20 protein-coding genes are annotated in these 26,941 nt (G+C 68.7%); 10 read left to right on the top strand and 10 right to left on the bottom strand.

Annotated elements, in window-relative coordinates; genetic code table 11:
- Positions 1 to 33 precede the first annotated feature (33 nt).
- From IE317_RS21795 to IE317_RS21775, 4 genes are all read left to right on the top strand, one after another.
- A complete protein-coding gene (locus IE317_RS21795) occupies positions 34 to 1,209 on the top strand; it encodes a TetR/AcrR family transcriptional regulator (RefSeq protein WP_191312877.1) in 1,176 nt (391 codons plus the stop codon).
- 791 nt (positions 1,210 to 2,000) lie between these two features.
- Positions 2,001 to 3,761 (top strand): HEXXH motif domain-containing protein, encoded by a 1,761-nt coding sequence (locus IE317_RS21785; protein WP_191312875.1) that lies wholly within the window; start codon positions 2,001 to 2,003, stop codon positions 3,759 to 3,761.
- Positions 3,762 to 3,995: 234 nt separating this feature from the next.
- Positions 3,996 to 4,193 carry a hypothetical protein gene (locus IE317_RS21780; protein WP_191312873.1) on the top strand — a complete coding sequence of 66 codons (198 nt, stop codon included), beginning with the start codon at positions 3,996 to 3,998 and terminating at the stop codon, positions 4,191 to 4,193.
- Between the two features lie 2 nt (positions 4,194 to 4,195).
- Positions 4,196 to 6,034, top strand: coding sequence for an HEXXH motif domain-containing protein (locus IE317_RS21775; RefSeq protein ID WP_229902838.1), 1,839 nt, complete (start codon positions 4,196 to 4,198; stop codon positions 6,032 to 6,034).
- 22 nt (positions 6,035 to 6,056) lie between these two features.
- On the opposite strand, the gene fxsT is transcribed toward IE317_RS21775, so the two are convergent.
- From fxsT to IE317_RS21755, 4 genes are read right to left on the bottom strand one after another with little or no spacing between them, the layout of a single operon-like run.
- Entirely contained in the window at positions 6,057 to 10,565 is a 4,509-nt protein-coding gene (gene fxsT, locus IE317_RS21770) for an FxSxx-COOH system tetratricopeptide repeat protein (RefSeq protein ID WP_229902837.1), read from the bottom strand.
- A gap of 1 nt (position 10,566) precedes the next feature.
- Complete coding sequence (locus IE317_RS21765) at positions 10,567 to 11,652, bottom strand: AAA family ATPase (RefSeq protein ID WP_191313039.1); 1,086 nt, start codon at positions 11,650 to 11,652, stop codon at positions 10,567 to 10,569.
- Complete coding sequence (locus IE317_RS21760; RefSeq protein WP_229902836.1) at positions 11,636 to 13,219, bottom strand: VMAP-C domain-containing protein; 1,584 nt, start codon at positions 13,217 to 13,219, stop codon at positions 11,636 to 11,638. Before IE317_RS21760 ends, IE317_RS21765 begins: the two co-directional genes overlap by 17 nt.
- Before the next feature lie 22 nt (positions 13,220 to 13,241).
- Positions 13,242 to 14,117, bottom strand: coding sequence for an effector-associated domain 2-containing protein (locus IE317_RS21755; RefSeq protein ID WP_191312871.1), 876 nt, complete (start codon positions 14,115 to 14,117; stop codon positions 13,242 to 13,244).
- A gap of 148 nt (positions 14,118 to 14,265) precedes the next feature.
- Here IE317_RS21755 and IE317_RS21750 point away from each other — a divergent pair, with 148 nt between their 5' ends.
- From IE317_RS21750 to IE317_RS21740, 3 genes are all read left to right on the top strand, one after another.
- Positions 14,266 to 15,471, top strand: coding sequence for a low temperature requirement protein A (locus IE317_RS21750; protein ID WP_191312869.1), 1,206 nt, complete (start codon positions 14,266 to 14,268; stop codon positions 15,469 to 15,471).
- A gap of 101 nt (positions 15,472 to 15,572) precedes the next feature.
- Positions 15,573 to 16,868 (top strand): acyl-CoA dehydrogenase family protein, encoded by a 1,296-nt coding sequence (locus IE317_RS21745; RefSeq protein WP_191313013.1) that lies wholly within the window; start codon positions 15,573 to 15,575, stop codon positions 16,866 to 16,868.
- Positions 16,869 to 16,889: 21 nt separating this feature from the next.
- A complete protein-coding gene (locus IE317_RS21740) occupies positions 16,890 to 18,095 on the top strand; it encodes an acyl-CoA dehydrogenase family protein (RefSeq protein WP_191312867.1) in 1,206 nt (401 codons plus the stop codon).
- Between the two features lie 56 nt (positions 18,096 to 18,151).
- Here the strand turns inward: IE317_RS21740 and IE317_RS21735 are convergent, their stop codons facing one another.
- The 4 genes from IE317_RS21735 to map form a co-directional block, all read right to left on the bottom strand.
- On the bottom strand, positions 18,152 to 19,225 hold the full coding sequence (locus IE317_RS21735) for an alpha/beta hydrolase (RefSeq protein ID WP_191312865.1): 1,074 nt from the start codon (positions 19,223 to 19,225) through the stop codon (positions 18,152 to 18,154).
- 93 nt (positions 19,226 to 19,318) lie between these two features.
- A complete protein-coding gene (locus IE317_RS21730) occupies positions 19,319 to 20,164 on the bottom strand; it encodes an SDR family oxidoreductase (protein ID WP_191312863.1) in 846 nt (281 codons plus the stop codon).
- Between the two features lie 59 nt (positions 20,165 to 20,223).
- Positions 20,224 to 20,736: a GNAT family N-acetyltransferase gene (locus tag IE317_RS21725; protein ID WP_191312861.1), complete on the bottom strand. Its 513-nt coding sequence runs from the start codon at positions 20,734 to 20,736 to the stop codon at positions 20,224 to 20,226.
- A gap of 10 nt (positions 20,737 to 20,746) precedes the next feature.
- Complete coding sequence (gene map, locus IE317_RS21720; protein WP_191312859.1) at positions 20,747 to 21,511, bottom strand: type I methionyl aminopeptidase; 765 nt, start codon at positions 21,509 to 21,511, stop codon at positions 20,747 to 20,749.
- A gap of 146 nt (positions 21,512 to 21,657) precedes the next feature.
- Here map and IE317_RS21715 point away from each other — a divergent pair, with 146 nt between their 5' ends.
- Genes IE317_RS21715 through IE317_RS21705 form a run of 3 tightly spaced genes read left to right on the top strand, consistent with a single transcriptional unit; the run spans position 21,658 to position 23,800 of the window.
- The gene (locus IE317_RS21715) at positions 21,658 to 22,179 is read left to right on the top strand and encodes a YbaB/EbfC family nucleoid-associated protein (RefSeq protein ID WP_229902835.1); all 522 of its coding nucleotides are present in this window, start codon (positions 21,658 to 21,660) and stop codon (positions 22,177 to 22,179) included.
- Between the two features lie 11 nt (positions 22,180 to 22,190).
- The gene (locus tag IE317_RS21710; RefSeq protein ID WP_191312855.1) at positions 22,191 to 22,526 is read left to right on the top strand and encodes a hypothetical protein; all 336 of its coding nucleotides are present in this window, start codon (positions 22,191 to 22,193) and stop codon (positions 22,524 to 22,526) included.
- Complete coding sequence (locus tag IE317_RS21705; RefSeq protein ID WP_191312853.1) at positions 22,523 to 23,800, top strand: hypothetical protein; 1,278 nt, start codon at positions 22,523 to 22,525, stop codon at positions 23,798 to 23,800. The genes IE317_RS21710 and IE317_RS21705 overlap by 4 nt, the downstream gene beginning before the upstream one ends.
- Here IE317_RS21705 and IE317_RS21700 read toward each other — a convergent pair whose 3' ends face one another.
- Together IE317_RS21700 and IE317_RS21695 are read right to left on the bottom strand one after the other, a co-directional pair.
- Complete coding sequence (locus tag IE317_RS21700) at positions 23,801 to 24,955, bottom strand: acyl-CoA dehydrogenase family protein (RefSeq protein ID WP_191312851.1); 1,155 nt, start codon at positions 24,953 to 24,955, stop codon at positions 23,801 to 23,803.
- Entirely contained in the window at positions 24,952 to 26,937 is a 1,986-nt protein-coding gene (locus tag IE317_RS21695; RefSeq protein ID WP_191312849.1) for an acetyl/propionyl/methylcrotonyl-CoA carboxylase subunit alpha, read from the bottom strand. The genes IE317_RS21700 and IE317_RS21695 overlap by 4 nt, the downstream gene beginning before the upstream one ends.
- Between the last annotated feature and the right edge of the window lie 4 nt (positions 26,938 to 26,941).

The following is a 26,941-nucleotide window of genomic DNA, read 5'->3' as shown; positions in this document are numbered from 1 at the left end:
AGCTGTGCGATCAGCCGCTATCGTTCACTCACCATGACCGAACGCAGCTCCCGTCCCCGCGACCGCAAGGCCCAGCTGGCCGCGGTAGCCGCGGAGCTGTTCCGCGCCCGGGGCTTCCCAGGGGTGTCGATCAAGGACATAGCGGACGCGGCGGGCGTAACGGGCCCGGCGCTGTACCGGCACTTCGCGGACAAGCAGGCAATCCTGGCGTACGTGGTCCTGAGCGGCTTCGAGGAGATGGAGGCGGCGACGGCGGAGGCCCTGTCGGACGCGGTTCCCCCTGCTGACCAGCTGGAACTGTTGCTGGGCCTGCTGGCGACCCAGGCGGTCGAGCGCCGCGAGATCGCGGCGTTGTGGCGCTGGGAAGGGAGGCACCTCCCGAAGGAGGACCAGCGCGAAATCGCCCGCAGGTCGCTGTTGACACTGGCGGCCTGGTCGAAGGCCCTGCAGGCCCGCCGCCCGGAGCTGCCGGCCGAAGACGCGGAGCTCCTCTGCTGGGCGGCGCTGTCGGTGTTCGGCAGCGTGTCGGTCCACCACACGTCTGTGGCCCGGCGCCGCTTCGCTGCGTTACTGGTCGAACTGGCCCTGGATGTGCTGAACGCCACACTGCCTTCGCCGTCTGCACCCCCACCTTCGGCGGCCGTGAGCCTGGGAACGCCGTCCCGCCGCGAGCAGGTCCTGGCGGCGGCAACGACGTTGTTCGCCCAGCGAGGCTTCCACGCGGTGAGCATGGAGGACATCGGAGCGGCGGCGGGCATAGCGGGGCCCAGCGTCTACCGCCACTTCCCCAGCAAGGCGGCCCTGATGGTGGCTATCGGCCACCGGGCGGCCGATCGCCTGGCCTTAGCCGCGGAGCGGGCCCTCCAGGCACCGGACGAGCGGACCGCGCTCCGCCGCCTGGCGGCGTCGTACGTGAGCACGATCCTGCACACGCCGGAACTGCTGGTGTCGTTCTCGGCGGACCGGGTGACGATGCCGGACCGCGACAAGGTGGACCTGCTGCGGGTCCAGCGGGACTACGTGGCCCAGTGGGTGACACTGCTGTCGGCAGTGCGGCCGTCGCTACCGCCGCGGGAAGCGAAGATCACGGTCCACGCGGCGCTGACCATCGCGAACGACCTGGCCCGCACGCGCCGGGTGGCGTCCCGCCCGCACTTCGAAGCCGAGCTGGCGACGTTGCTGCACACGGTCCTCGGCATCGCCGTCTAGGAGCTGTCCGGTAGGTCATCGGAGCCAGAGCACGATGGCGGCGATGGTGAGTTCGCCGGGTAGCAGGCGGCGCGTCCGACGTAGCGGTGGCCAGGTCGCGGAACTGCTTGAGCCAGTTGAAGCACCGTTCGACCACGTTGCGGTGCTTGAAACCCTCCGGGTTCAAGACAGGCGGTCGCCCGTAGCGACGCGGCGGGCGAGCTGGTCGTTGCGCTTCGGGCTGACAAAGGTGGATTTGGTGCCCAGCCCACCGCGGAACCGGCCGAGTGCTGATGTGCCCGCTCCACGCTGGAGTTCACCGAGATGATCCACTCCAGGTCGCCGACGGCGTCGTCTTTGGCGATCACCCGGTCGAGGATCTTGCCAGGGTGCCGCCGACCACCACCTTGCACCGGCGGCAGCAGCGGCTCGACCACCGCCCGCGCCTTGTCCGTCAACTCTGTTCGCCGCGCATAACGCAGAGTTTCATGTGGACGGACCTCGAACGGCCGCACGGGGCTCGTGCTAGCTTACGGCGCTTCCATCGTACTGCGGACGAGAGGAACCGTTATGCGATCGCCGGATGGCACTGTACGACCGGGATTCGAATCCGAACTCCTTGATCTGAGCGAAATCCCACTGGTTCAGCTGCCTCAGCTCGACCCGGTCGGGCTCGGTCGTTCGATCCGCCACGCGGTGGACCGGACCGCGTACCAGTCCGTGACCGCCAGTGGCAGTCAGGGTGGAATGGACCGCGTCAGCTGAAGCGCTCCGGAAGGCTCGACGTGCACTTGAGGGATCAGCGGGCGTTCATGCCGGAAAAGCATTCGATCACCGAAGAGACCTTCGACCAGCTGGCCGTCGGGAGCGGCGGGATCGCCGGCATGGACGTCCTGCGCAACGCGGATCGCAGCCGTCGCCTGCTCCTGATGCTCGGTCTGGTGGATCGCGCGAAGACCGACGTGCGGCTGACGGGACCGCTGGCCGGCTCGGAAACGGCCTGGGATCTGCTGGTCAAAGCCCAGGAAGCCGATTCCCGTGCGTTGGAGCGGGTTCTCGCCCACCCGTACACCGGAAGCTGGGCCTGCTACACCACCCGGCTGATCGAACAGGATCTAGCCGGGGAATGCCCGCTCTGGGTGCACTACGGCTACTTGCACACGCTCGCCGCGACGGCGGCAATCCACGCGCGCCTCGACTTCACCATCCGGGTACCGGTCTGGGACGGCACCGTCGTACTGCCGACACTGGGAGCGGCTCTGCTCGCCGAGGACCGCGGCTTCACCACCGCCGAGGTGCGCGGGGAAGCGGGAGCCTTCACGATCCTCGGTGAACGTTCGCGTGTCACCCCCGGGCAGCCGGCTTGGAGCCCGGTCCGGACGTTCCGCTTCGACGTCGGTGGTCACGTCCTCGAGCTGCGGGTCGACGACCTGGACCCGTATCGCGACCTGTACCACCCGATCCCGCCCGCCCGGCTGACGGAGTCCGAATCGGCGAACTGGCGGAACGTGCTCGGCGAGGCCTGGGGCTTGATCGTCGCGCATTTGCCCGAGTACGCCGAGGTGATGCCTGTCGGCCTGATGTCGATCGTGCCGGAGCCGGCCGTCCCGTTCCGGCTCCCCAGCGCATCGACGGACGACGCATTCGGAAGCGCGGTCATCACGACTCCGGGCGAACCGGCGACACTCGCCGCGGCACTCGTGCACGAGTTCCAGCACGTCCGGTTGGGTGCGCTCCTGCAGCTGGTCCGGCTACACGACGACGACCACACCGAGCGGCTTTACGCGCCGTGGCGTGAAGATCCCCGGCCACTCGGCGGCCTGGTGCACGGCGTCTACGCGTTCTTCGGTGTCTCGGCCTTCTGGCGAGCCTTCTCCAAAGCCCGCCCGGACGATCTGGTGGCGGCGTTCGAGTTCGCCCACTGGCGCAGTCAGAGCTGGCGCACGCTCGAAGCGATCCGTGACGAGCCGGCTCTGACCGATGCGGGACGGCGTTTCCTCGGCGAGCTGGCCGCCGTGCTCGGCCCGTGGCAGGAAGAACCGACGCGGAGCGAAGCAACGCACTGGACGAAAACGCTGGAGGCAGACCACGAAGCCGGTTGGCGGCTCCGCCACTTGCGCCCCGCACCTCAGATTGTCGCCGGACTCGCGCGAGCCTGGCAGGAGGGTCTCCCCTGTCCGCCGTCGGCACCGGAACGCAAGCTCGACACCGTTTCGGACGGTGATTGGCCGAATGCCCGCGCCGACCTGGTCCGGATTCGGCTGAGCGAGAACGGCAAAACCCGGCTGTCGCAATTGTGGTCGCTGGTCCCGGGTGCGCTGGAGGCCGACCGCCTGCTGGTCGACGGCAGGGTGGGCGAAGCCCGGACCGCGTACGCCGCGAAGCTCGCGGTCGATCCGGACCATGCGCCGGCCTTGATCGGCCTGGCCCTGTCCCTCGCGGACGAGCCGGTCGGGCGGACCGTGCTCGCCGCGCCCGAACTCGTCCGCGCGGTGCACCGGATGCTGCGCGAAACCGGCGATGCCCCTACCGTCGAGGAACTGGCGGCATGGATGGGCAGAGGAATGCCCTGAGCGGCTTTCCTGGTGCTCTGTGCGGCGACGGCTGCACTTCTCGGTGAAAGCCGGTGCATCTTCACGTGCAGGCGCACGGCATTCGTGACCACTTGGGCCGGCCGTCCCGCGGCCAGCCGCCCGGTGCACGTCACCTGGACGACGCACGGCGTCCGTCCCTGTCGTAACCGACCGGAATCCTGGATAATGGAAAGCGGGCCGACGGGGTCCGTTCTCCCTGCGAGAAGGGAAAGCGTGATGCAGGCAGCTCGTTCCGGCGCTGAAGACGGATTCGAATCGGAGCTCGTCGACCTCGGCGGTGTTTCGCTCGCCAGACTGCGCACGCTGGACGGCGGCGAAATGCGCAAGGCACTACGACATGCGGTGGAACGCGTCGCGCACATCCCGGTAACCGCAAGCGGAAGCGGCGCCGGCGCGAAACGGGTTGATTGACCGTGGAGTTGGCGGAATATCCCGAGACCACCCCGGAACTCGGTCGGCACCAGCTGCTGTGGACGGACTTCGACGAGATCGCGCGCGGCGACGGGGGCCCCGGCCTGGTGGGCAAACTGCGTGCCGCCGAGCGAAGCCGCCGACTGCTGTTGCTGCGCGGCCTGGTCGAAGTGGGCACCAAATCCGAAGACCTGTATCTCCCGCTGCCCTCGCCGGAAACGGCATGGGATCTGTTGGCCAGGGTCGAGCGAGCAGCGCCGCAAGAGCTCGAGACGATTCTTTCCCACCCGTACACCGGGACTTGGGCCGGCTACACGACCCGGCTCTACCTGCACGACGTGGCCGGCGTCTGCCCCTTCTGGGTTCACCTCGGGTACGTGCACTGCCTGGCCGCGGCAGCCGCCGTTCGAGCCGGAATTTCCTTCGAGGTTGAACTGCCGGTGTGGCGCGGGAACGTCGTGCTGCCCACTCTCGGACTGGCGCACCTGCCGGCCGAGGCACCGTATTCCGTCGCCACCATCCGGAGCTCGCACGGCGTGGTGGAAATCCGCAACCGGCACTCGGTGGTACGCCTGCCCGTACAACCGTATTCCGACGCACCGGGGTGGTCCGGGCTCAGGAAAGCGGTGGTGTGGTCCGACGACCACCGGCTCGCGGTCCGGCTCGACGACCTGGATCCTTACCGGGGCCTGTACGAGCCGATTCCCCCGGAGCGGCTGCGTCCGGTCGAGGTCGAATCGTGGCGAACCGTCCTCGACGGTGCCTGGCGATTGCTCACCCGGCACCTGCCCGGCATCGCAGAGGCCATGTCCGCGGGTCTGGACTCGCTTGTTCCCGCACCCGCCATGCCGTTCCGGCTGCCGAGCGCTTCGACCGGGGAAGCGTTCGGCAGCGCGATCGTGGCCTACGGCGAAGATCCCGCGACGCTCGCCGCCGCGCTCGTCCACGAGTTCCAGCACATCCGCTTGGGCGGGCTGCTCCACCTGGTCCGGATCAGCGAGGACGACCCGCGGGAAAGGTTGTACGCACCATGGCGGCCTGACCCGCGTCCGATCGCCGGCGTGCTCCACGGAATCTATGCGTTCTTGGGCGTGACCTCGTTCTGGCGTGCCCTGGCCGAGGCCCAACCCGGCCACCAGCTCGCCGCTTTCGAGTTCGCCCTGTGGCGCGAAGGAGTCTGGCGCACGCTCGTCACGGTGCGAACCGACGAGAGCCTGACTCCGGCCGGCCGCCGGTTCCTCGATGGCGTCGCGGCGAAGCTCCAACCGTGGCAGGTCGAACCGGTCACTGCAGCCGCCCGAAAATGGGCGGGCCTGGCGGCCGCTGACCACTACGCGGCTTGGCGAACGAGGCATCTGCGTCCTGACCCCGACACCGTAGCCGAGCTGGCAACGGCATGGCGGCAAGGGCTTTCCCGGCCCCGATGCGCCGTGACGGGCCCAGCGGAGCCCCGGGTGCCGACCCCGGTCCCGGACGGGGACTGGCAAGACTCTCGCACGGACTTGATCCGGCTTCGCCTCGGACCGGACGGTGCCGCCCGGTTCGCCGAGTATGCATCGTCGGTGCCCGGCGCGACGGGAGCAGACGTGTGCTTCGCGGCCGGGCGGATGGTGGAGGCCGCGGCAGGGTACCGAAACCTGCTGGCTGCGGACCCGGATGATCCGGCGGCGCTCGTCGGATTGGGCCTTGCCCTCGCTGCACGCAGCGCCGGACCGGCATCGCGGACACTGCTACACCGCCCGGAACTCGTCCGGGCGGTGCATCGCCTGCTGCGTGACGAGGCGGAAACGCCATCTTCCGTGGAAGCGATCGCCGGCTGGCTGGGCCGGTTCACCCACTGAACCACCCACCCCGGGGTCGTTCCTACAGCGGCATCGGGTCGATGTCGCAGTCGGCCCGGACGCCGCGCGACGCCGCCACCGTGCCCGGGTGGGTTTCCCCCAGCACCAGCCGGTACCGCGTCATCACGTCCTCGTACAGCGCATCCGCTTCCGTCATTTCCCCCATGGCCCGCAGGTCCAATGACCGGTTGAGCTGTACTGCCAACGTGGTCGGATGGTCTTCACCCAGGACATCGCGAGCCCGGTCGATGAGGTCGGCATCGAACGCTGCTGCCTCTTCCACTCGATCGAGTGCGAAGAGGTCACTGGCCAGATTGATCCCGCAAACGATCGTGTGCGGGTGGTTTTCTCCGACTTTCGCGCTCAAGCCGGCCAGCGCCTTCTCATCCACCACACGAGCGCTCGCGGGGTCACCGCCGAGCCGCAGCGTCACGCCGAGGTCGAGTTGCGCCGACAGCGTGTGCGGGTGGTTTTCCCCGAAATTCTCACGATAGAGGTCGTACACCTCTTCGCCGAGCTCGCGGGCTTCGGCGAACCTCTGCGCGTGCCGAAGGTCGATGGAATGCCCGAGCGCGCAGGCCATCGCGTTCGGGTGGCTGTTGCCGTAGCGCATGCGGAACCTGCGCAGTGCGTCCCTTGACAAGTCGAGTGCCGTGTCGTGGTCGCCGTCCTTGCGACATGACACCGACTGGAAGTAGCGGCGACGAAGCGTGCCGACGGCGTCGCCACCGTACAGTTGCTCAGCCCGCTCCGCGATTCGTTCCATCTCGATCTTCGCCCAGGGGTAATGCCCGAGCTCGCGGCGCGCGAGGACGAGCAAAACCTGCGTGGAGATCGTGTCGACGTTGTCGAAGCCGAAGATCTCGACGCGACGGCGATAGGTTTTTTCCGCCAGCCTGCGAGCTTCTGCGTACTCCCCGGTCAGCAGCAGGGCCACGACGAAGTCGTGCGCGGCGTTGAGGGTGACCGGGTCATCTTCGGTGAAGAGGCCGCGAGCCTTGACATAAATTTCCCCGTTGCGCCGCCGAGCCTCCGAGAAGACTCCTCGGGCCTTGAGGATGAGGGCGTACGTGAGCTGCGCATTCAGCGTCTCTTCACGCGATGGACCGAGTTCTTCGGTGTAGCGATCCAGTGTTTGCTTGGCGACCTTGTCCGCTTCGTCGTACCGCCCCACCACCCAGTAGAGAAAGGCGAGCCGCTTGGTGGCTTCGAGCTCCAGCAGCGGTGGGTCCTCGACCAGGTCCTCGCCCCGGATCAGCCGTTGCTCCCGGTCGGTCGCCCATGCCTTGACCGCCCGTTCCGCAAGGGAAAGCGCGCCCTCGTGGTCACCCCAGTAGTAGAGGAACATGAAAAGGTTGATGACCAGCTGGCGCGCCCAGGGATCGATGCAGTCGGTCAGCTCGGCGTCGTGGATGTGCGGCACGATCTCCTGGTACCGCGTCCAGGTCTGAGGTGACGCCGGGTCGTTCGGGTCCAGTTTTGCCAGCAACAGGTGCGCACCGTGACGCATTTCCAGCCGGTGCTGCTCACTCATCCTTTCGCGCAGGACAAGCTGTACCAGGCGATGCAGCAACAAGGTGTTGCTGCGGTGGTCGATCTTCGCCAGGCTGTACCGGTTGACGTCACGAATCGCACGCGCCAGCCGCATCGGGTCGCGCAGGGCAGCATCCAGCTCCGGAGCAATGGACACCTCGCGTACCCCGGTGAACAGGCTGCGCGAAATCGGCTCCGGCGCGAAGAAGGCACAGACCTGGAGCAGCTGGTGCGCCGCTGGACTGCGGGAACTCAGTTCGTCGAACGAGACGTTCCACGCTGCGGCGACGGATACCTCGTAGTCGTTCGGCGCGGCCGTGTCGAGGATTTCGGTCACCTTCACGTCGAACAGGTCGAGGTAGTCCTGCGCCGGCATCCCGGTCTCCGCCAGCCAGGCAGCCGCCTGCTCGATGGCCAGCGGCAGGTCGCCGAGCTTCTCGGCGATGAGGTCGGCATCGGCGTCGGCGAGATCCTCGCGGCGGAGGCCGAGCAGGTTCTTGCTCTCCTCACGCTCGAAGACGGCGACTTCCAGCGGCCGCGCGATGGCGGCCCAACCGGGGTTGCGCGAGGTCACCAAGATCTGGCCCGGTCCGTCCACCGGGAAGAACTGCCGCACCATCGCCGGGTCCTCGGCTGAATCGAAGACCAGCAGCCAGCGCCGGTAAGGGCGTCCCAGCCGAAGCGCCTCCCGGACCGCCGGGACAGCGGTGATGGCTTCGTCGGCGCCGGGCAACCGCAGATGCTGCGCGAGCTCGGTGAGCGACTTGCGGATCTGCGTCATCTGTGTGGCCTGAATCCACCAGACGATGTCGTAGTCCGCCAGGTGCCGGTAGATATATTCCACCGCCATCTGCGTCTTGCCGATACCCCCCATTCCGTGCAACGCCGCAGGCAGGACGGCGGTGGTTCCGGCGCCTAGTCGATCACCCAATTGATCGAGCAGTTCACGCCTTCCGGTGAAATTCGGGTTCTTGGGCGGAACAGCACCCCAAACAGGTGGTGCTTCTTCGCCGGAACGGCGCTCGCTTCGGCTGGCCACATCGACGATCTCCCGGACGACCTTCGTCTGCACGACCGGCGACACTTCGCTCACCGGTGGAGGTATATCGACATTTCCGGTGTCAGGCTGGACCACGGCGGTTGCAGGCTCGCTTGAGGAACTCGCCTGGTCGAGTCCCTGCGACATTATATCTCTCACCGCCGAGAGGGTAGTCGGTGGCGCGGGCATCATAGTGGATGACTCGCCGCTGTGGCGAGTGCTCACTGACGAAGGTTCGCCTGATTTGCCGCGGTGGCGATCCCTCGCTGTCCCGACCTCCAATCGATCCGCCGCCGCTATTCTAGCCTCCAATCGGTCTGCGCGGGACAAATAGGGCCCGGATAGCGCACGCATCAAGTCACGTTCGAGGGCGATGTCCGCTGGAGTCGCCCCGGGGAGGGCCGGATCGGGCGTCGCGTCCGGCGCCGCCAACGCCGCCTTCAGCCGCGCCAGAACCGGGTTCCGGTCGCCGAGCCTCCGCGACGCGCTGATCACAGCATGAGCGGTGTCCGAACGTCGCGCTCCGCGCAAGAGCAGCTGACGGACGTGGTGGGAGAACTCCCAGTTCGCCCGGTCCCACGGCGTTTCGTCTCGGACCCGCTCCAGCAGCCCGCTGGTGAACACTTCGGCGAGATGGTCGGGACCGGAGCCGGGTACGAGCTCCGCCTGGAGCGCGCGGGCGACGGCGACGTCCACGGGCACCGCGGCCAGCAGGGTGGCGAGCCGGAATGCCGACGGCGAAGCGGAACTGTGAAAATGCGTCACCTTTTCCCGTGCGGAGCGTTCCGCCCCCTCTGCGTCCGGGCCGGCCGGACGTGGCTGGTCACGAGCAAGCACCACGGCGGCTTTCCGGGCGACGCCACCCACACCGGTGACCATCGACGCCCACCAGCCCAGCCACCGATCCTGCAGCTCGAGCACCGGTACCGCGACCGCACCGGCGGTGAGCTCAGCAGCCTCGACGGGATCCAGGAGAACGTCGGCCGACTGCACGCCGTACGCCCCGTTGGGCCGCAGTGGTCCGGGCGGGGTGAGCACCGCTTGGTGGATTCCCATCCCGCCACGCGCCCAAAGCCGTTGCGGCAGCATGTGCACGATCGCCACCGGCATCGCCCGTCCCCACCGGACGAGCATCGGCGAAATCGAGTCCCGGTGCCACGCGTCACTGACCCCGTCGGTCAGGACCAGCAACAGGCTCCGGTCCGGCGAGCCGATCACCTCACCGGCACCACGCGCCGGAGCGTCGGCCGTTCCCCCTCGCAGGGTCGGACCGAGGACCTCACCCCCTTCGGCAGCCCCGGTCTTGCCCGTCTCCAGCAGGCGCACCCGGACGGACCGGAACGCACCAAGTCGCTCCACCAACCGGATGAACGCATTCACCGTGGGCGTCCACAACGCCATCGACGGGGACGAATCGACGACCAGCGTCAAGTCGAGCCAGCGGCCGCGTCGCCGGCGGATGACCGGCATCCACACGCCTGTCTGCGCCGCTTCCTCGGCTGTGCGGTCCTCATCGAGTTCGACATCGTCCGCCTTCTTCGAGAAGGCCTTCCGCTTGAACGGACGCAGGGCACGAACGATCTCGGCCGCGCCGGGCAGGACCGGCGCCGTCGTCGCGGCGATGAGGTCCGCATCCGGATGCGGCCCTCCCGCCCGCGGCGCGAGCGGACCACCGTTGTCGGCAGGGTGCTCGAGGAACGCCGGACGGTCGGCCGACGGCCGTTCCCGATCGGGTTCGTTTCCTTCCACGGCACGGTCGGGCGGACTTTCGCAGGCAACCTGTTCCCCGCCGTTTTCCCGGTACTTCGGCAGGGGGCTCTCCGGTCGCTCCGGAACGTCCGCCACACCGGTCTCCGAGGCGGGGATCGCGTCGATGGCCGCCATCAGCCACAGGCCGTCGCCGAGTTCGGTCCACGTCAGGTCGTGGTCGCCCGCAGTGGGGTCCGGCCGCTGTGGCATCTCACGGCACCTGCTGGTTGAGCTGCCGCCAAAGCGAATCGACGAGATTCGGCCAGGCTTCGTCATCCGGCCGATAAGCACCCGAAGTGGCCAGGAAGATCGCGTCGAGCAACTTGTCCGCCGGCAAGCCGCCGACGGACGCGCTCCGGGCGACGAAAGCCTCGATCAGCCCGGCCCGGTGGTGCTCGGGATCCAGCGCGTGGGCCGCGACCATGGCCGCAAGTTGAGCGGCGTCCGGCTCACGGGTTTCCAGGCGCAAGCACCGGCGGAGGAAGGCAGGCGGGAACTCGCGCTCGCCATTGCTCGTGATGACCACGACCGGGAACGCCGAACACCGGACGCGGCCGTGCCGTATCTCGGCGGTGTAGCCGGGATCCGCTGTGAACACCTCCGCCGACGTCGAACGGCGTGCATCCCTGGCCAGCTCGGGAATCACGAATTCGCCGTCCTCGAACAGGCCGAGCAGGTCGTGCGGCAGGTCCGACTCCGACTTGTCCAATTCATCGACCAGGAGCACGCGCGGTAGCCGTCGCGGCAGAAAAGCCGTGCCCAGCTCACTCAACCGGACGAACTCGCCGATCGGCACCTCTCCCTGTGCTCCCGTGCCGGCCAGCTCTTTCCACGCCGCTGCGGCTTGAACACGCCCGATCGCGTCGTAGTCGTACAGCCCTGATTTGAGCGTGGTCTGCGAGGTGATGGCCCAGCGGAGAACGCGTCCCAGGCCGAGCTCCCGCGAGATCCGGTAGGCCAGGGACGACTTGCCGCTGCCCGGGCGGCCCGTCACCAGCAATGGTCGTCGCAGGTACAACGCTGCGTTGACCATCTCCACCTCGTGCGGGTCGACATCGCGGGCGGAGTAGCTGAGCTCGGTGCCCAGCTTGCGCTCGATCTCGCCGTCGTCCGGCGGGAAAACGTCGCGTTCGGGGAGCACCGCTCCCCGAAACGTGCGCCACGGCGGCGGATCCGGCAACCGGTCGGCCAACCGGACGTCATACAGCGGCCGTCCAGTTCCGCGATAAATCCACCAATCGGGTGGGCTGTCCGGATGCGGAGTTCCACCGATCCGGCTGTCAGGAAGCTCTGTCACGCCGGCCGGCACCTCCTTCGGGGTGCCCTGCAACTCCGGTTTCGCCAATGGGAAGCAATCGACTCGGGTCGTCCCATAGCACCACCAGGTCCGTGAGTGTGCCGCCATCACCCGACGACGGCGGATTCCGAAGCACGTCCAGCCGAGACTCCCTTACCAGTGCGGGCAAATCCCCCAGTCCGCTACCGCTTTCGGCTAGCCAGGCTACCACTTCTCGAACGACTTCCGAAGAGGCCGTGGGGTGCCAGACGATGACAGGCACCCCCGTCCGCAAGGCGGGCAAAAGCTCGTCCTGCCCGGAAATCGCACTGACCGGCGGCGATTCGGTCAGCACCGCCATCGCCCATTGCTCGTCACTCAATATCGCTTCGAGCTGGAGTCGATCTCCGTCGTCACCGGATCGGCAGAAATACACCCGTTCGAACGAAGGATTACCAACCCACGACTCCCAGCGTTGCCGCCAGACGCGGTGCCAGCGCGGAGAAGTCATCCGTTCCAGTGACCGCACGACGGTCTGGTAGCTCAGGTACAGGGGTTTCGGCGCACCGGAAGCTCGCTCTGTCGCCCACGAGTGCACCGGCAGGTTCAACAACGCACGTGGCAGGACGAACTCGATCACCACGTCCGCAGCGGCCTCAGACCACGCTTGCTCGGCATCGGCGATCAGCGCGTCGACGTGGTCCTCCAGCTCGCTTTCCCGGACCAGCGCGATCTCCCCCCTGGCCGGCGGCCAGTCGTCCGGATCGTCTTGCCGCCAGCACGAAAGCTCGTACAGGTCGTTCTCGATGGGGTCCGGGCGCACTGCGATCAGGAGGTGGAGTTCACCCGGCCTGGGCCGGACCGCCGCCAGCTCCGTGCGCAACTGCCGCAAGGCGTCGCCGAGCCGGAGCCGCCGGGCCTGTCCGTCGGACCAAGTGCGCAATTCCGCGGCGAAGTCGTCGTCGCATTCGGCGGCAATCGATTCGACGAAGATCAGCAGCGGTGGCAGCTCGCCCGGCCCCGCGTTGAAGTCGGCAAGTCCGGAAAAAGCCGCGGCGGCGTCGTCGTAGCGCGGTGGCGGAGAGACGTAACGCGCGGCGCGGCGCACAGCCCTGCCGAGCCCCGGCGGCGAGAAGCCCGCCAACCGTTCCCGAAGCTTTTCCTGTTCGGCTTCCGGCACGACGTCGTGTATTCGAACCGACGACACGAGGGCGCGTACTTCGGCGGACTCCTCACTGTCGGGACGGAGGAATTCGATCACGTCCGCCAGTACGTCCGGACCTTCGGAGAGTCGGCAGCACGCGGAGACGATCTCGATCAATTGGTCGCGGCCCGCCAGCTGGTCCGAAAAGGTGAACGGGTGATCCAGCGCCTCACGCAGTTCGCTGACCATCAGGGTGCGAATGGATTTGTCATCGGCGAAGCCGGCCAGCACGAGCACGTCCACCACTGCCTTGCGGACCGCGATACCCGGGCCGGGATGCCCCTGCTTCACCCCTACCTCCACGCCGAGTAGCGCACCGAAGATCGTGAGTTTACCTGTTTGGCGTAACCACAAAAGGGCAAAAACCTGACAGGGCGCGTACACGCGAAAACCGGCACCATCCGGTTTACCGGGCAGGCCGTTGCGACCAGTTGCCGATGATCTCGGCCAGCGTCGTGACCTGCGGTGATTGCGGCTCGATGGTCCTGATCGCGGTCAGCAGGTCCGCGAGACCGCCAGCGAATCGCTGGCACGTGCGCGCCAACGCGATCACGTGCAGGCGGTCCTCGGCGTGGTACGGCACCAGTTCGGCGATTTCCCGCCGGGGGAACACCTCCAGGAGCAGCTGCCGGCTTTCCGTCTTGCGCACGCAAGGTACCGCGAGCAGTGCTGCCACGAGGGCCGGAAAATCCGGTGTCGCAGTCGAAGCGGGGGCAGGCACCGGGAGCCCGTTCGTGACCGCACCCAGAAGGCGTAGCCAGGCTTCGGTCTTCGTTTCCTTGTTCTCGATGGGGATCCGTCGGTACGAGGCGGCATCCGCTGCGGGATCCGCGCGCACCACGTCCTTATAGAACGTGTTCGACACGACCAGTGCCACCAAGGCATTCGAGTCTTTCAACGCCTTCTTGACCTCGGCGGCGTCCAGCAGCCGGAACGCGAAACTGTTCGCGTCGCTGATCGTTCCGTCACTGCCCTGGTAGACCTCGCCCGCGTGGAGTGCGACCCGCAGGCGGACGTTCGCCGCTTCCGCGTGCACCTCGTTGTAGCGGCGCAACTCCGCCAGCATCCGGTCCGGCAGCTCGGCCACCAGGTCCGCCTTCGCCACTTCGGAAGGCAGGTGGATCATCACGCCGTCGCCGGTGTTCTCCCGGAAGAGCGTGTCCCAGGGAATTCCGGTGTCGGCGAACGCCGCGCGCATGAGCTTCCAGAAGCCGTCGTGGACTACGAGCCGGTGCGCCACTGTGCGCTTCGGGTCGTTGTAGCCGGCGATGTCGACGGCCATGATCGTTTTGTGGTGCGCAGCCGGGTACACGGCCCACCTCCCCACGTCCGTCGCTCATTGTCCCAGACCTATGCACGCCGGGCCATGTTCGCGCAGGGCGTTACGACAAAACCGGAACCTGCTGACATGTTTTCGTCCATACTTCGGCGTGCCCACGACACGACTGCACCTGGTGAACGCGGACGAGGACCACCGCGTCTCGACCATCGAGCTCTTCTTCGACCTGGTCTTCGTCTACGCCATCACCCAGACCACGCAGCTGATGGCCGACCACCTGAGCCCCGTCGGGGTCGGGCAGGGCCTCGCCATGCTCGCCGTCCTGTGGTGGTGCTGGTGCTCCTATGCCTGGCTCGGGAACACCATCCACGTCGACCACGGGATCGCGCGGTTGGCCATGTTCGGGGCGATGGCCGTCATGTTCCTGGTGTCGCTGACCATCCCGGAAGCCTTTGTCGATCATCCCGGCGGGCTGTACGCGCCCGCTCTATTCGTTGTCTGCTACGCGCTCGTGCGGCTGCTGCACCTCGTTGCTTACCTGGGCGCGGCAAAGCACGACGCTGGACTGCGGAAGGTGCTGCTCAAGATGTTCCTCGGCGTGACGCCGAGCGTGGTGTTGCTCGGCGTTGCCGCCTTCCTGAGCGGGCCGTGGCAGCTCGGGCTGTGGGTCGTCGCGCTGGTCGTCGACTACCTCAACGTCTACCTCGCCGGGCCGGACGGGTGGCGGCTCAACGCTCCCGCGCACTTCGCCGAGCGGTTCGGGCTGATCGTGATCATCGCGCTCGGCGAATCGATCGTCGCGATCGGGATCGGGATCGGGGCGCTGCCGATGTCGTGGCTGGTCGCCGGGGCCGCCGTGTGCGGGCTGGCGCTGGCCGCCGGGATGTGGTGGACCTACTTCGACGTCGTCGCGCGCGTGTCCGAGCACCGGCTCACCCAGGCCACCGGGACCGAGCGCACGAAGCTCGCCACCGACTCCTACACCTTCCTCCACCTGCCGCTCATCGCCGGGATCGTGCTGGTCGCCCTCGGACTGAAGAAGGCCTTCCTCTACATCGCCGACACCGAGCACCACACCCCCGGCGAGGCACTGCACGGCGTGCCGATCTGGACGCTGACCGGCGGCCTCGCGCTCTACCTGGTCGCGCTGAGCGCCCTCCGCAAGCGCAACCTCGGCAGCTGGAACGTCCAGCGGCTCGTCCTCGGCCTCCTGCTCGTCGCGGCGACACCGCCGCTGGAGCACGTGCCCGCCGCGGCGTTGCTGCTGGTCGTGGCCGCCCTGGTGCTCGGACTCATCACTTTCGAGCGCATCCGGTTCGGCGAGTGGCGCAGAAAAGTGCACACCGCGCACCCGTAAGCCACCCCCACACTGGCGCTAACCCGCCTTCCGGGTTAACCTACTCGCGAGTAGGTAACGGGATGGAGGGCCACATGGCTGCGCCAAGGAAACGGGACGCGATGGGCTGGGGCCTGTCCGCGCTGACCCGGCTGGCCGGGAGCAAGGTCGTCGACCGGGCCGGGCTGCGGAAGCCGCTCGAAGGCCTGGTCACCGCGGGGACCCGGAACGGCTTCCGCGTCGCCGGCGCGGCGACCCGGTCGTTCAAGTCCGTGCAGAAGCTGGGCAAGCCCGCCCGGCTCGCGCCGGCCGCGGACACCGGGCTGTTCGACCTCACGCCGACCGAGGACCAGCAGCTCATCGTCGAAACGGTGACCGAGTTCGCCGCCGAGCAGCTGCGGCCGGCCGCCGCGGACGCCGACGCCAAGCTCGAGGCGCCCGAGGGCCTGCTGAGCCGGGCCGCCGAGCTGGGCATCAGCCTGGTCGGCATCCCCGAGGAGCTCGGCGGGGTCGGCACGGAACGCTCGGTGGTGACCAACGCGCTCGTCGCGGAAGCGCTGGCCCACGGCGACCTCGGCCTGGCCGTCGCCGTGCTCGCGCCCTCCGCCGTGAGCACCGCGCTGGTCAGCTGGGGTGACGAGCAGCAGCAGGCCGACTACCTGCCCGCGTTCACCGGCGAGCACGTCCCGGCCGCGGCGCTGGCGCTGCAGGAGCAGAAAGCGCTCTACGACCCCTTCAAGCCCGCCGCGAAGGCGCGCCGCACACCGAAGGGCTACCAGCTCGACGGCGTGAAGTCGCTGGTCCCGCGGGCGACGCAGGCGGAGCTGTTCATCGTGTCGGCCGACCTCGAAGGCCGCGGCCCGGCGCTGTTCCTCGTCGAGTCGTCGAACGCCGGGGTGTCCATCGAGGCCGAGCCGGCGATGGGCCTGCGCGGCGCCGCGACCGGCAAGCTGCACCTCGAGAAGGTCGCGCTGCCCGCGGGTGCGCTGCTCGGCGGCGGCAAGGCGGACGTCTTCGCCGAGGTCGTCCGGCTGTCGCGGCTGGGCTGGGCGGCACTGGCCGCCGGCACCGCGAAGGCCGTGCTCGACTACGTCGTTCCCTACGTCAACGAGCGGGTCGCGTTCGGCGAGCCGATCAGCCACCGGCAGGCCGTGGCGTTCTCCGTCGCCGACATCGCGATCGAGCTGGAGGGCCTGCGGCTGGTGACGCTGCGCGCCGCGGCGCGGGCCGAGCAGGGCAAGTCCTACGCCCGCGAGGTCGCGCTGGCGCGGAAGCTGGCCGTGGACAAGGGCATGCAGATCGGCAACGCGGGCGTGCAGCTGCTCGGCGGGCACGGCTTCGTCAAGGAGCACCCGGTCGAGCGCTGGTACCGGGACCTGCGGGCCATCGGCGTCATGGAAGGCGCCGTCCTTCTCTAGGCTTCGGAAAGGCTTTGGACAATGATCAACCTGGAAGTCCCCAAGAAGGCCGGCGCGCTGATCAACCAGGCGTACCAGGCCGCGGCCGAGGTGTTCCGGCCGATCTCGCGCAAGTACGACCGCGCGGAACACACGTACCCGAGCGAGCTGGACATGTTCGCGGCGCTGCTGGACGGCCTCAACTCCTCCGGCGAAGGTGGCGCGGGCGCGGCCGGTGTCCGCCGCTCCGCTTCCGAGAAGGAAGAGAAGGGCAACCGCAACGGCGCCAACCTGAACGTCGTCCTCGGCACGATCGAGATGTGCTGGGGTGACGTCGGCCTGCTGCTGTCGATGCCGCGCCAGGGCCTCGGCAACGCGGCGATCAGCTCGGTGGCGACCGACGAGCAGCTCGAGCGCTTCTCCGGCATGTGGGCCGCGATGGCCATCACCGAGCCGTCGTTCGGCTCGGACTCGGCGGCGGTCAGCACGACGGCCCGTCTCGACGGCGACCACTACGTGTTGAACGGCGAGAAGATCTTCGTGACCTCGGGCGAGCGCGCCGACGCGGTGGTCGTGTGGGCGACGCTGGACAAGTCCAAGGGCCGCGCGGCGATCAAGTCGTTCGTGGTCGAGAAGGGCACTCCCGGCTTCGAGGTCGTCCGCACCGAGCACAAGCTCGGCATCCGCGCTTCGGACACGGCGGTGCTGCGCTTCGAAAACTGCCGCGTCCCGAAGGAAAACCTCCTGGGCTCGCCGGAGATCGACACCAAAAAGGGTTTCGCGGGCGTCATGCAGACGTTCGACAACACCCGCCCCCTGGTGGCGGCCATGGCGATCGGCGTCGCCCGCGCGGCGCTGGAGGAGACGAAGCGGATCCTCACCGAGGCGGGCATCGAGATCGACTACGACCGCCCGGCCAACTCGCAGCACGCGGCGGCGGCGGAGTTCCTGCGCCTCGAGGCGGACTACGAGTCGGCGTACCTGCTGACGCTGGAATCGGCCTGGATGGCGGACAACCGCAAGCCGAACTCGCTGCAGGCGTCCATGGCGAAGGCCAAGGCGGGGCGCTCGGTGGTGGAGATCGCGCTGAAGTGCGTGGAACTGACCGGGGCTTATGACGAGGAGTCGCTGCTCGAGAAGTGGGCGCGGGACGCGAAGATCCTCGACATCTTCGAGGGCACGCAGCAGATCCAGCAGCTCATCGTGGCCCGCCGGATTCTCGGGAAGTCGAGCGCCGAGCTCAAGTAAGTTCTCTGCCGCGGCTTGTCGTGAGTGGTGAAGCGGGTTCTAACCCTCCTTACCACTCACGACGGCTGCGGCAGACTGCTGAGCTGGTCGTCCAGGAACTCGTCCAGGTAGCGCCACGTCGTGCCGCGGGCTTTCCGGCCCGTCAGCACGCCCAGGTGGCCGCCCGGCGCTGTCTTGAAGCGGACCTCCGGGGCCTTGTCCAGCAGCTCCACCACGCGCTCGACCGAGGGCCGCGGGGCGATCGTGTCGTTCTCGCCCGCCACCACCAGCGTCGGCACGCGGACCGCGGACAGCGAAATGATCCGGCCGTTCAGGTCCACCTTGCCCTCCGCCAGGTCGTTCGTGCGGAACAGGCGGTGGTACAGCTGGCCGAACGTGCGGCCCGGGTAGGCGTACATGTTGCTCATGAAGTGGTCGACGGCCTCGATCTGGGCCAGGTAGTCGCGGTCGTCCAGGTTCTTCAAAATGGCCAGCGGCTTGGTGATTTCCTTGCTGACGCCCGTCGCGCGGAACACCCGGCTGACCAAATAGGACGGTGCGCCGCCGAACGCCCGGTAGATCGGCGTCAGCAGGTGACCGTTCGTGAGGTCGACCAGCGGGCGGAACGGTGCCACGATCGGAATGGCCGTGAAGTCCACCGGCGAGCCGATCGCGGTGATCGACGCGATAGGGAGGTCCGGCTGGTCGGCGTTCACCAGCAGCGAGAAGATCCCGCCCAGCGACCAGGACACCAGGTGCACGGCCTGGCCGCCGGCGTCCGCACTCACGCGCCGGATCGCGCGCGGCAGCACCTCGTCGATCCAGTGCTCGATACCCAGGCGGCGGTCGGAGAACGCCACCATGCCGTAGTCGACGAGGTAGGTGTTGCGGCGGCCCTCGACCAGGTGCTCGATGAGGCTGCAGCCGCGGCGCAGGTCGAAGCAGATCGCCGGCGCGGCCAGCGGCGGCACCAGCAGGATCGGCGGCCCGGACACCGTCCCGCCGCGGTGCGTCATCCGGTACAGCGAGCGGTTGGGACCCTGGTCGATCAGCACCCGCGGCATCGGGCGCAGGTCGGCGAGGCCGCCGTGCAGCACCTTGCCGACCACGTTCGACGCCGCGGCGGCCAGCCGCGCAGGTGGTGAAACCATCGAGTCCTCCCAAAACCGGTCCGAGGCAATCTTGCCGGGCCGGCCGGACGGACTCAACAGCCCCTCACCCGCGAACACGTCCAATTCGGACAGTCACTGCTCCGTCCGAGTTACCCCGGGCCCGCTCTCCGCGGCTCGTGCTTCGTACGCCGCGCGGGCCGGGGAATGGGCTGCCGAAGCCAAAAGCCGGTCCGCTTTCAACGCCCGCGCGAACGCCTCGCCCGCCCGCCGCGGCAGCAGCCGCGTGAGCTTGCCCATAGCGCCCAGCGAGCGGGGCACGAAAACGTCGAAACGAGGCTTGCGCAGCGCGGATACGATGGCGTCGGCCACATCTTCCGGCCGCACCGACTTGAACATCTTCGCCTCGGCGAGACCGCTCGCGAGCTCCGTCCGCACGATGCCCGGCATCACGCACGAGACGTGGACGCCGCTGCCGTGCAGCTCCAGGTGCACCGCCTCGGACAGCCCGACGACGGCGTGCTTGGTGGCGCAGTAGGTCGCCGCGCCGGGGAAACCGGCCTTGCCCGCGAACGAAGCGACGTTGACGATGTGCCCGCTGCGTCGCGGCCGCATCCGCTTCACCGCCTCGCGCGTGCCGTGGATGACGGCGTGCAGGTTGATCTCCAGCTGACGCCGGGTCGTCGCGTCGCTCTCCGTCTCGAGGTCGCCGAGGGGCATGATGCCGGCGTTGTTGATCAGCACGTCGATGCGGCCGTGCCGGCGTTCGACCTCGTCGAGGAATTCGGTGAACCCGCGGAGGTCGGTGACGTCCAGCGGCAGCGCGTCGGCCCCGAGCTCGCCTGCGGTCTTCTCGGCCCGGACCTGGTCGAGGTCGCCGATCACCACCTTCGCGCGCAGCCGGGCCAGCGCCGACGCGGTCGCCGCGCCGATCCCCTGCCCGCCCCCGGTGATGACGACGACCTTGCCCGCGAGATCCATGGCGACTCCTTCGTCTGTTGGCACCGCGTCAACAGTGTCGCCCCCGAACCGGGAGAGCGCTACCCCACGCGCTGCTCCAGCACCTGGCCGACCCACTCCTCGACGGTGAACCGAACGGTCGGCTCGAACCCCTGGCTCTCGTAGTACCGCTGCAGTTCGCCGTCGCCGCCGGCCCAGCAGTCGACGCGCACGAGGTCGATGCCGCGCCGCCGGGCCTCGTCGAGCGCGTACTCGACGAGGCGCCCGCCGACGCGCCGCCCGGTGAACCGCCGTGACGTGATGAGCAGCCGGATGTACAGCTCGCGCTCGTCGGCCGCGGGCACGTGCGGGTCGTGTTCCTCGGAGACGATCAGCGCCCCGGCGGGCTCGCCGTCGACCACCGCGATGCGCAGGCCCGGGTCCGCCGCCATGCCCTTGACCCGCTCGACGCGCTTCGGGACCCGGCTCCACGGCTCGGCCCCCCACTGCTTCTCGCTTCCCCGGGCGACCAGCCATTCGACGGCTTCGTCGAAGAAGCGCAGCAGCGTGTCCACATCCCCAGAGTCACCCGATCGGATGACGATGTTGTCCATGACCTCCTGTCTACCGCACGGTGAGCACGCGCGGGCCGTCTTCGGTGATCGCGATGGTGTGCTCGACGTGCGCGGCCCGGCTGCCGTCGGCGGTGAGGATCGACCAGCCGTCCTCGGCGTACCGGTAGGCGTCACCCCCACGGGTGAGCATCGGCTCGATGGCCAGCGCGAGACCCGGCTTGAGCCGCATGCCGCGGCCCGCGCGGCCTTCGTTCGGCAGGTGCGGGTCCTCGTGCATCGCGCGGCCGATGCCGTGCCCGCCGTGGTCGTCGAGCATGCCGTGGCCCGCCGCCCGGCCGGCGGCGCCGATCGCGTACGAGATGTCTCCCAGCTTCGCGCCCGGTTGAGCGGCGGCGATGCCCGCGGCCAGCGCGCGCTCGGTGGCCTCGATGAGCGCGAGATCGGCGGGATCGGCGTTGCCGACGACGAAGCTGATCGCGGCGTCACCGTTCCAGCCGTCGAGGATCGCGCCGCAGTCGATGCTGACCAGGTCGCCGTCCTGGATGCGGTAGGCGGTGGGGATCCCGTGCACGACGACGTCGTTGACGCTGGCGCAGAGGACGTTCGGGTAGGGCGTCGGCGCGGACCGCGGCTGGTAGTGCAGGAACGACGGTTTCGCGCCGGCCTCGCTGATGACGTGGGCAGCGACTTCGTCCAGCTCACGCAGCGAGACGCCGATCGCGGCCGCCTCCTTGACCGCGTGCAGGGTGTTCGCCACGACTCGGCCGGCTTCGCGCATCATCGCCAGCTCGGACTCGGTTTTGATCTCGACCATGGCGATAACTATACCGGTATAGTTATCGCTGTCCAGTGCGCGCCGACCTGGCGGCGTTCAGCCGGTGGCTCCGTCCGCGTCATCCGCAGTTCAACGGCCGCTGATTGACTTCCGGTGTTCACGACCTCCTTTGCGAGAAGGACAAATTGACCCAGTCAGTGCCCGACGGCGATGCCTTGGCCGCGTTCGGCGCGGAACTCGCGGAGATCCAGGCAAAAGCCGCCGCAGCCCAGGAAAAACTCCGAACCGCCACAGCCAGCGTGCAATCGCCGGACGGAGCGGTCTCGGTGACGGTCGGCCCGAGCGGGGTCCTGCAGGACCTCCGGTTCGGCCCCCGCGCGTACGAGCGCCCCCCGCAAGCCCTTTCGGGTCTGGTGATGCAGCTGATCGGCCGCGCGCAGCAGAAGGTCTCGGCCCAGGTCGCCGACGCGTTCAGCGGCATGGTGGGCGAGAACTCGGCCGCCCGCGGGCTGCTGGACGAGTTCCTGCCGTCGCCCGAACCGGACGACGGGCCGCCACCCGGCAAGAGCGAGGTGTTCATGCCGGAGCAGGAGGCCACCGATCGACCGCCTTCGCCCCCGCACCGCCCGCCGCCACCACAGCAAGGTCCGCCGCGTCGCCGTCCCCGGCCCGAGCCGGACGAAGATGACGAGAGCAACCCTTGGTAGGAGGGGAAACCGTGGTTTCCGGAGCAGGTTTCTCGGTCGACCCGGCCGAGCTGCAGAAGTTCGGCCAGTACCTTTCGGGCACCACGCAACCGGCGGTGCAGGACGCCGCGAACCGGATGCAGGCCGCCAACGGGTTCGACAACGCCGCGTTCGGCATCCTGCTCGCGCAGGTCCTCGCCGTGCCCTCGCGGATCACGATGGCGGTGATCACCGGCGAGATCGGCAAGCTCGCCGGGGACATCGGCAAGTCCGCCGCCGACGTGCAGAAGGCAGCCGAGACGTACGCGACCCACGACGCGAACACGGCACAGGGCTTGAGCACCTTCGAAACGGAGCTGGGCAAGTGACCGTCCCCATCACGGCCTCGAACTCGACGACCGGCGCCGGCGTCTTCGACAGCTGGAAGCAGGTCGGCGACTCGATCGGCAAGGTCCAGACCGAGCACGGCGGCGACCTCGCCGCCGTCAGCGTCGAGCTGGGCATCAACCTCGTCAGCGCCGCGCTCGACACCGTCGCGTTCGCCATGGACCCGCTGGCCAAGCTGATCGCCGCGGGCCTGGGCTGGCTGATCGAGCACGTCTCGTTCCTGAAGTGGCCGCTCGACCAGGTCGCGGGCAACCCGTCCGAGGTCACCAAGCTCGCCAACGAACTGCACAAGATCGGCGAGTCGCTGCGCAACACCGGCGAGGAACTCGACAAGACGCTCAAGTCGACGATCACCCAGTGGCAGGGCAAGGGCCACGACAGCTTCGAAAAGTCGATCAACGACCGCAAGGGCTGGATCGACGCCAACGCGAAGGCGTCCGACGTCGCCGGCTACATGGTCGAGACCACCGGGGCGCTGATCGCCGCGGTCCGCGCGCTGCTGCGCGACATCATCACGACGATCCTCGGCGACATCATCTCCACGATGCTGATCGCCCTGGCGATGGCCGCGTTCACCTTCGGCGCCTCGATCGCCGTCGGCGTGAGCAAGATCGTCGTCCAGGTCTCGGTGCAGGTCGCGGCGATGGCGGCCAAGCTCGCCAAGGTCGTCGCCTACGCCGGGCGCACGATGGCCCGGCTCACGCAGCTGTCGAAGCTGGTCAAGCCGAAGCCGGGCGCGTCCGGCCACGAGCTGACGCCGGTGCCGCGGCCGAACGGGAACACCGTGCCCAACTTCTCCCGGCCGCTGCCCCCGCCACCCGGCACCGCCATCACCCACGACCTGCCCGGGACCGGTGGCGCCACGCCGAGCACCCGGCCCGCGGGCGACGGGACCGTCCCGAACTTCTCGCGGCCGCTGCCGAAGCCCGCGGACCCGCCACCCGCGCCCAAGCCGCCGTCACCGCAGTCGCACCTGAGCGAGCACGACTTCCCGATGATCAAGAAGCACGAGGACTGGCTGAAGACCAAGTTCGGCGACAGCTACCAGAAGATGAAGTTCGCCGACGACTGGCTCAAGAAGAACCACCCGGAGTACTACCCGATGCTGAAGGCGCTGTCCGACGCCAAGAGCTCCAAGAACTTCGCCGGCTGGGCGGGCAAGGACATCGTGCAGGTCGACCGCGGGCTCACCGACATCCAGATGCAGGCGGAAGCCGCGTGGGCCGAGGAGGACAAGAAGCAGCAGCAGCCCTGATCAGGCGACGCCGAGGTGGCGTGAGATCAGCATCTTCTGGACCTCGCTCGTCCCCTCGCCGATCTCCAAGATCTTGGCGTCGCGGTAGAAACGGCTGACCGGGAACTCGTTCATGAACCCGTAGCCGCCGAAGATCTGCGTCGCGTCGCGGGCGTTGTCCATGGCCGCGTTGGAGGCCACGAGCTTCGCGATCGACGCCTCCTTCTTGAACGGCTCGCCGCGCAGCATCTTCGACGCCGCCTGGTAGTACGCCAGGCGGGCGGTGTGCGTGCGGACCTCCATGTCCGCGATCTTGAACTGGATCGCCTGGTACTCGCCGATCCGCTTGCCGAACGCCACCCGGTCCTTGACGTACTTGAGGCACTCGTCCACGCAGCCCTGCGCGAGACCGACCGACAGCGCGGCGATCGCGACCCGGCCCTCGTCCAGAATGGACAGGAACTGCGCGTACCCGCGGCCGCGGACGCCGATCAGGTTCTCCGCGGGCAACCGCACGTCCGAAAAGGACAGCTCGTGCGTGTCCGAGCAGTTCCAGCCGACCTTGGAGTACTTCGGCGCCACCTCGAAGCCCGGCGTGCCGGACGGGATGAGGATCGCCGAGATCTCCTTGCGGCCGTTCTCCATCACGTCGGTGACCGCGGTGGCGGTGACGAACCGGGTGATGTCCGTGCCGGAGTTCGTGATGAACGCCTTGCTGCCGTTGACGATCCACTCGTCACCGTCCAAAGAGGCGCGGGTGCGGGTCGCGCCCGCGTCCGAGCCGCCACCCGGCTCGGTCAGGCCGAAGCCGCCCAGCGCCGTCCCCGCGCACAGGTCGGGCAGCCACTTCTCCTTCTGCTCCTGCGAACCGAAGCGGTAGATCGGCATCGCGCCGAGGGAAACGCCGGCCTCCAGCGTGATCGCGACCGACGAGTCGACGCGCGCCAGCTCCTCCAGCGCCAGGCACAGCGCGAAGTAGTCGCCGCCCATGCCGCCGAACTCCTCGGGGAACGGGAGCCCGAACAGGCCCATCTCCCCCATCTTCGCGACGATGGCGTACGGGAACACTTCCTTCTCGTACAGCTCGCCGATCACCGGCGCGACCTCGGCGTGCGCGAAGTCCTCGACGGTCTTGCGGAGGGACTCGTACTCCTCGTCCAAGCGGAAGTCGATCACTGCTGCTCCTCGTGGGGCTTCACTACGGCAAGGGTTTCGTCGAGCGCGACCTGTTGGCCGGCCCGGACGGGGAGTTCGCTGACCACGCCGTCGATCGGCGCGGTGACCGTGTGCTCCATCTTCATCGCTTCGACGACCAGCAACGGCGTTCCGGCCTTCACGACGTCACCGGCCGCGACCTTCACCACGAGCACCGTGCCCGGCATCGGGCTGGTGACTGGGCCCGCCCCGGCGGCCTCGCCGCGCGACGCGAGCACGAACTCCTGCTCTCCGAAGGGGAAGCTGAGCCCGTCCCGCGCCAGCCAGACCGTCCTGTCCGGACCGCAGGCCTGGCGGTAGCGGTGGAAGCCGCACGCGTGCCGGATCTCCAGGACGTCGCCGTCGCGCCGGGCCGACACCCGGACCGGCTCACCCTCGTCGACGAACACCGTCGCCGCGGCGGGCGTGCCTTGCACGCGGACCACCGCGCGGGCGGCGCCGGACTTCAGCCGGAACGTCACCCCGCCGGAGCCCCCCATCCGCCAGCCGTCCGGCACGTCCCACGGGTCCACCACGGGCCCGGACGGCTGCAGCTCGAGGAACCGGTCCAGCGCGGCCGCGACGAAGAACTCCGCGGGCACGTCGGGCGAAACCAGCTCCGACAGCCGCCGGTCGACCAGTTCGGTGTCGAGCTTGCCCGCACGGACGTCGGCGTCGGCCAGCAGCCCGCGCAGGAACGCCGTGTTGGTGCCGATGCCCAGCAACGCCGTGTCGGCGAGCGCCAGGTCGAGCCGGTGCAGCGCGGCCGCGCGGTCCGGGCCCCAGGCGATGACCTTGGCCAGCATCGGGTCGTAGTTCGAGCCGACCACCGCACCCGGCGTCATCCACGAGTCGACGCGGACGCCGTCGCCGGACGGCTCGTGCACCGCCAGCACCGTGCCACCGGTCGGGATGAACCCGCGCGTCGGGTCTTCGGCGTACACGCGCGCCTCGACGGCGTGGCCGTTCAACACCACGTCTTCCTGCGCCACGGTGAGGTGCTCGCCGGCCGCGACCCGGACCTGCCACTCGACCAGGTCGAGGCCGGTGACCAGCTCGGTGACCGGGTGCTCGACCTGCAGCCGGGTGTTCATCTCCATGAAGAAGAACTCGTCCGGGTTCTTCGCCGACATGATGAACTCGACGGTCCCGGCGCCGACGTACCCGACCGAGCGCGCGGCTTCGGCCGCCGCCGAGCCCATCTTCTCGCGGGTGGCTTCGTCCAGCAGCACCGACGGCGCTTCTTCGATGATCTTCTGGTGCCGCCGCTGCAGGCTGCACTCGCGCTCGCCGAGGTGGATGACGTGGCCGTGCGTGTCGGCCAGCACCTGGATCTCGATGTGCCGCGGGGTGGTGACGAACCGCTCCATCAGCAGCGTGTCGTCGCCGAAGGAGCCCTTGGCCTCGCGTCGCGCGGACTCGATCGCCGCGTCCAGCTCCTCGGGCGCGTGCACCAGCCGCATGCCCTTGCCGCCACCACCGGCGGACGGCTTGAGCAGCAGCGGGTAGCCGACTTTCGAAGCCGCCGAAGCGAAGTCGCCGTCCGGGATGTCCACATCGGACGCGCCGGGCACGACCGGGACCCCGGCCTTCGACACCGTCGCCTTGGCGCGGATCTTGTCGCCCATGGCGTCGATCGCGGCCACCGGCGGGCCGATGAACACCAGCCCGGCTTCCTCGCACGCCCGCGCGAACTCGGCGTTCTCGGCCAGGAAGCCGTAACCGGGGTGCACCGCCTGCGCGCCGGAAGACACGGCAGCGTCCACAATGGCCGGGATGTTCAGGTAACTGCGAGCCGCCTCGGCCGGGCCGATGCGCACCGCCGTGTGCGCCTCCCGGACGTGCCGCGCGTCGGCGTCCGCGTCGCTGTACACGGCGACCGCGCGGATGCCCAGCGCCCGCAGCGTGCGGATGACCCGGACCGCGATCTCGCCCCGGTTCGCGACCAAAACTGAGTCGAACATGCCC

Source organism: Amycolatopsis bullii (genome assembly GCF_014654205.1).
GTDB lineage: Bacteria > Actinomycetota > Actinomycetes > Mycobacteriales > Pseudonocardiaceae > Amycolatopsis > Amycolatopsis plumensis.
This window is presented reverse-complemented; position numbering and strand designations above follow the sequence as displayed.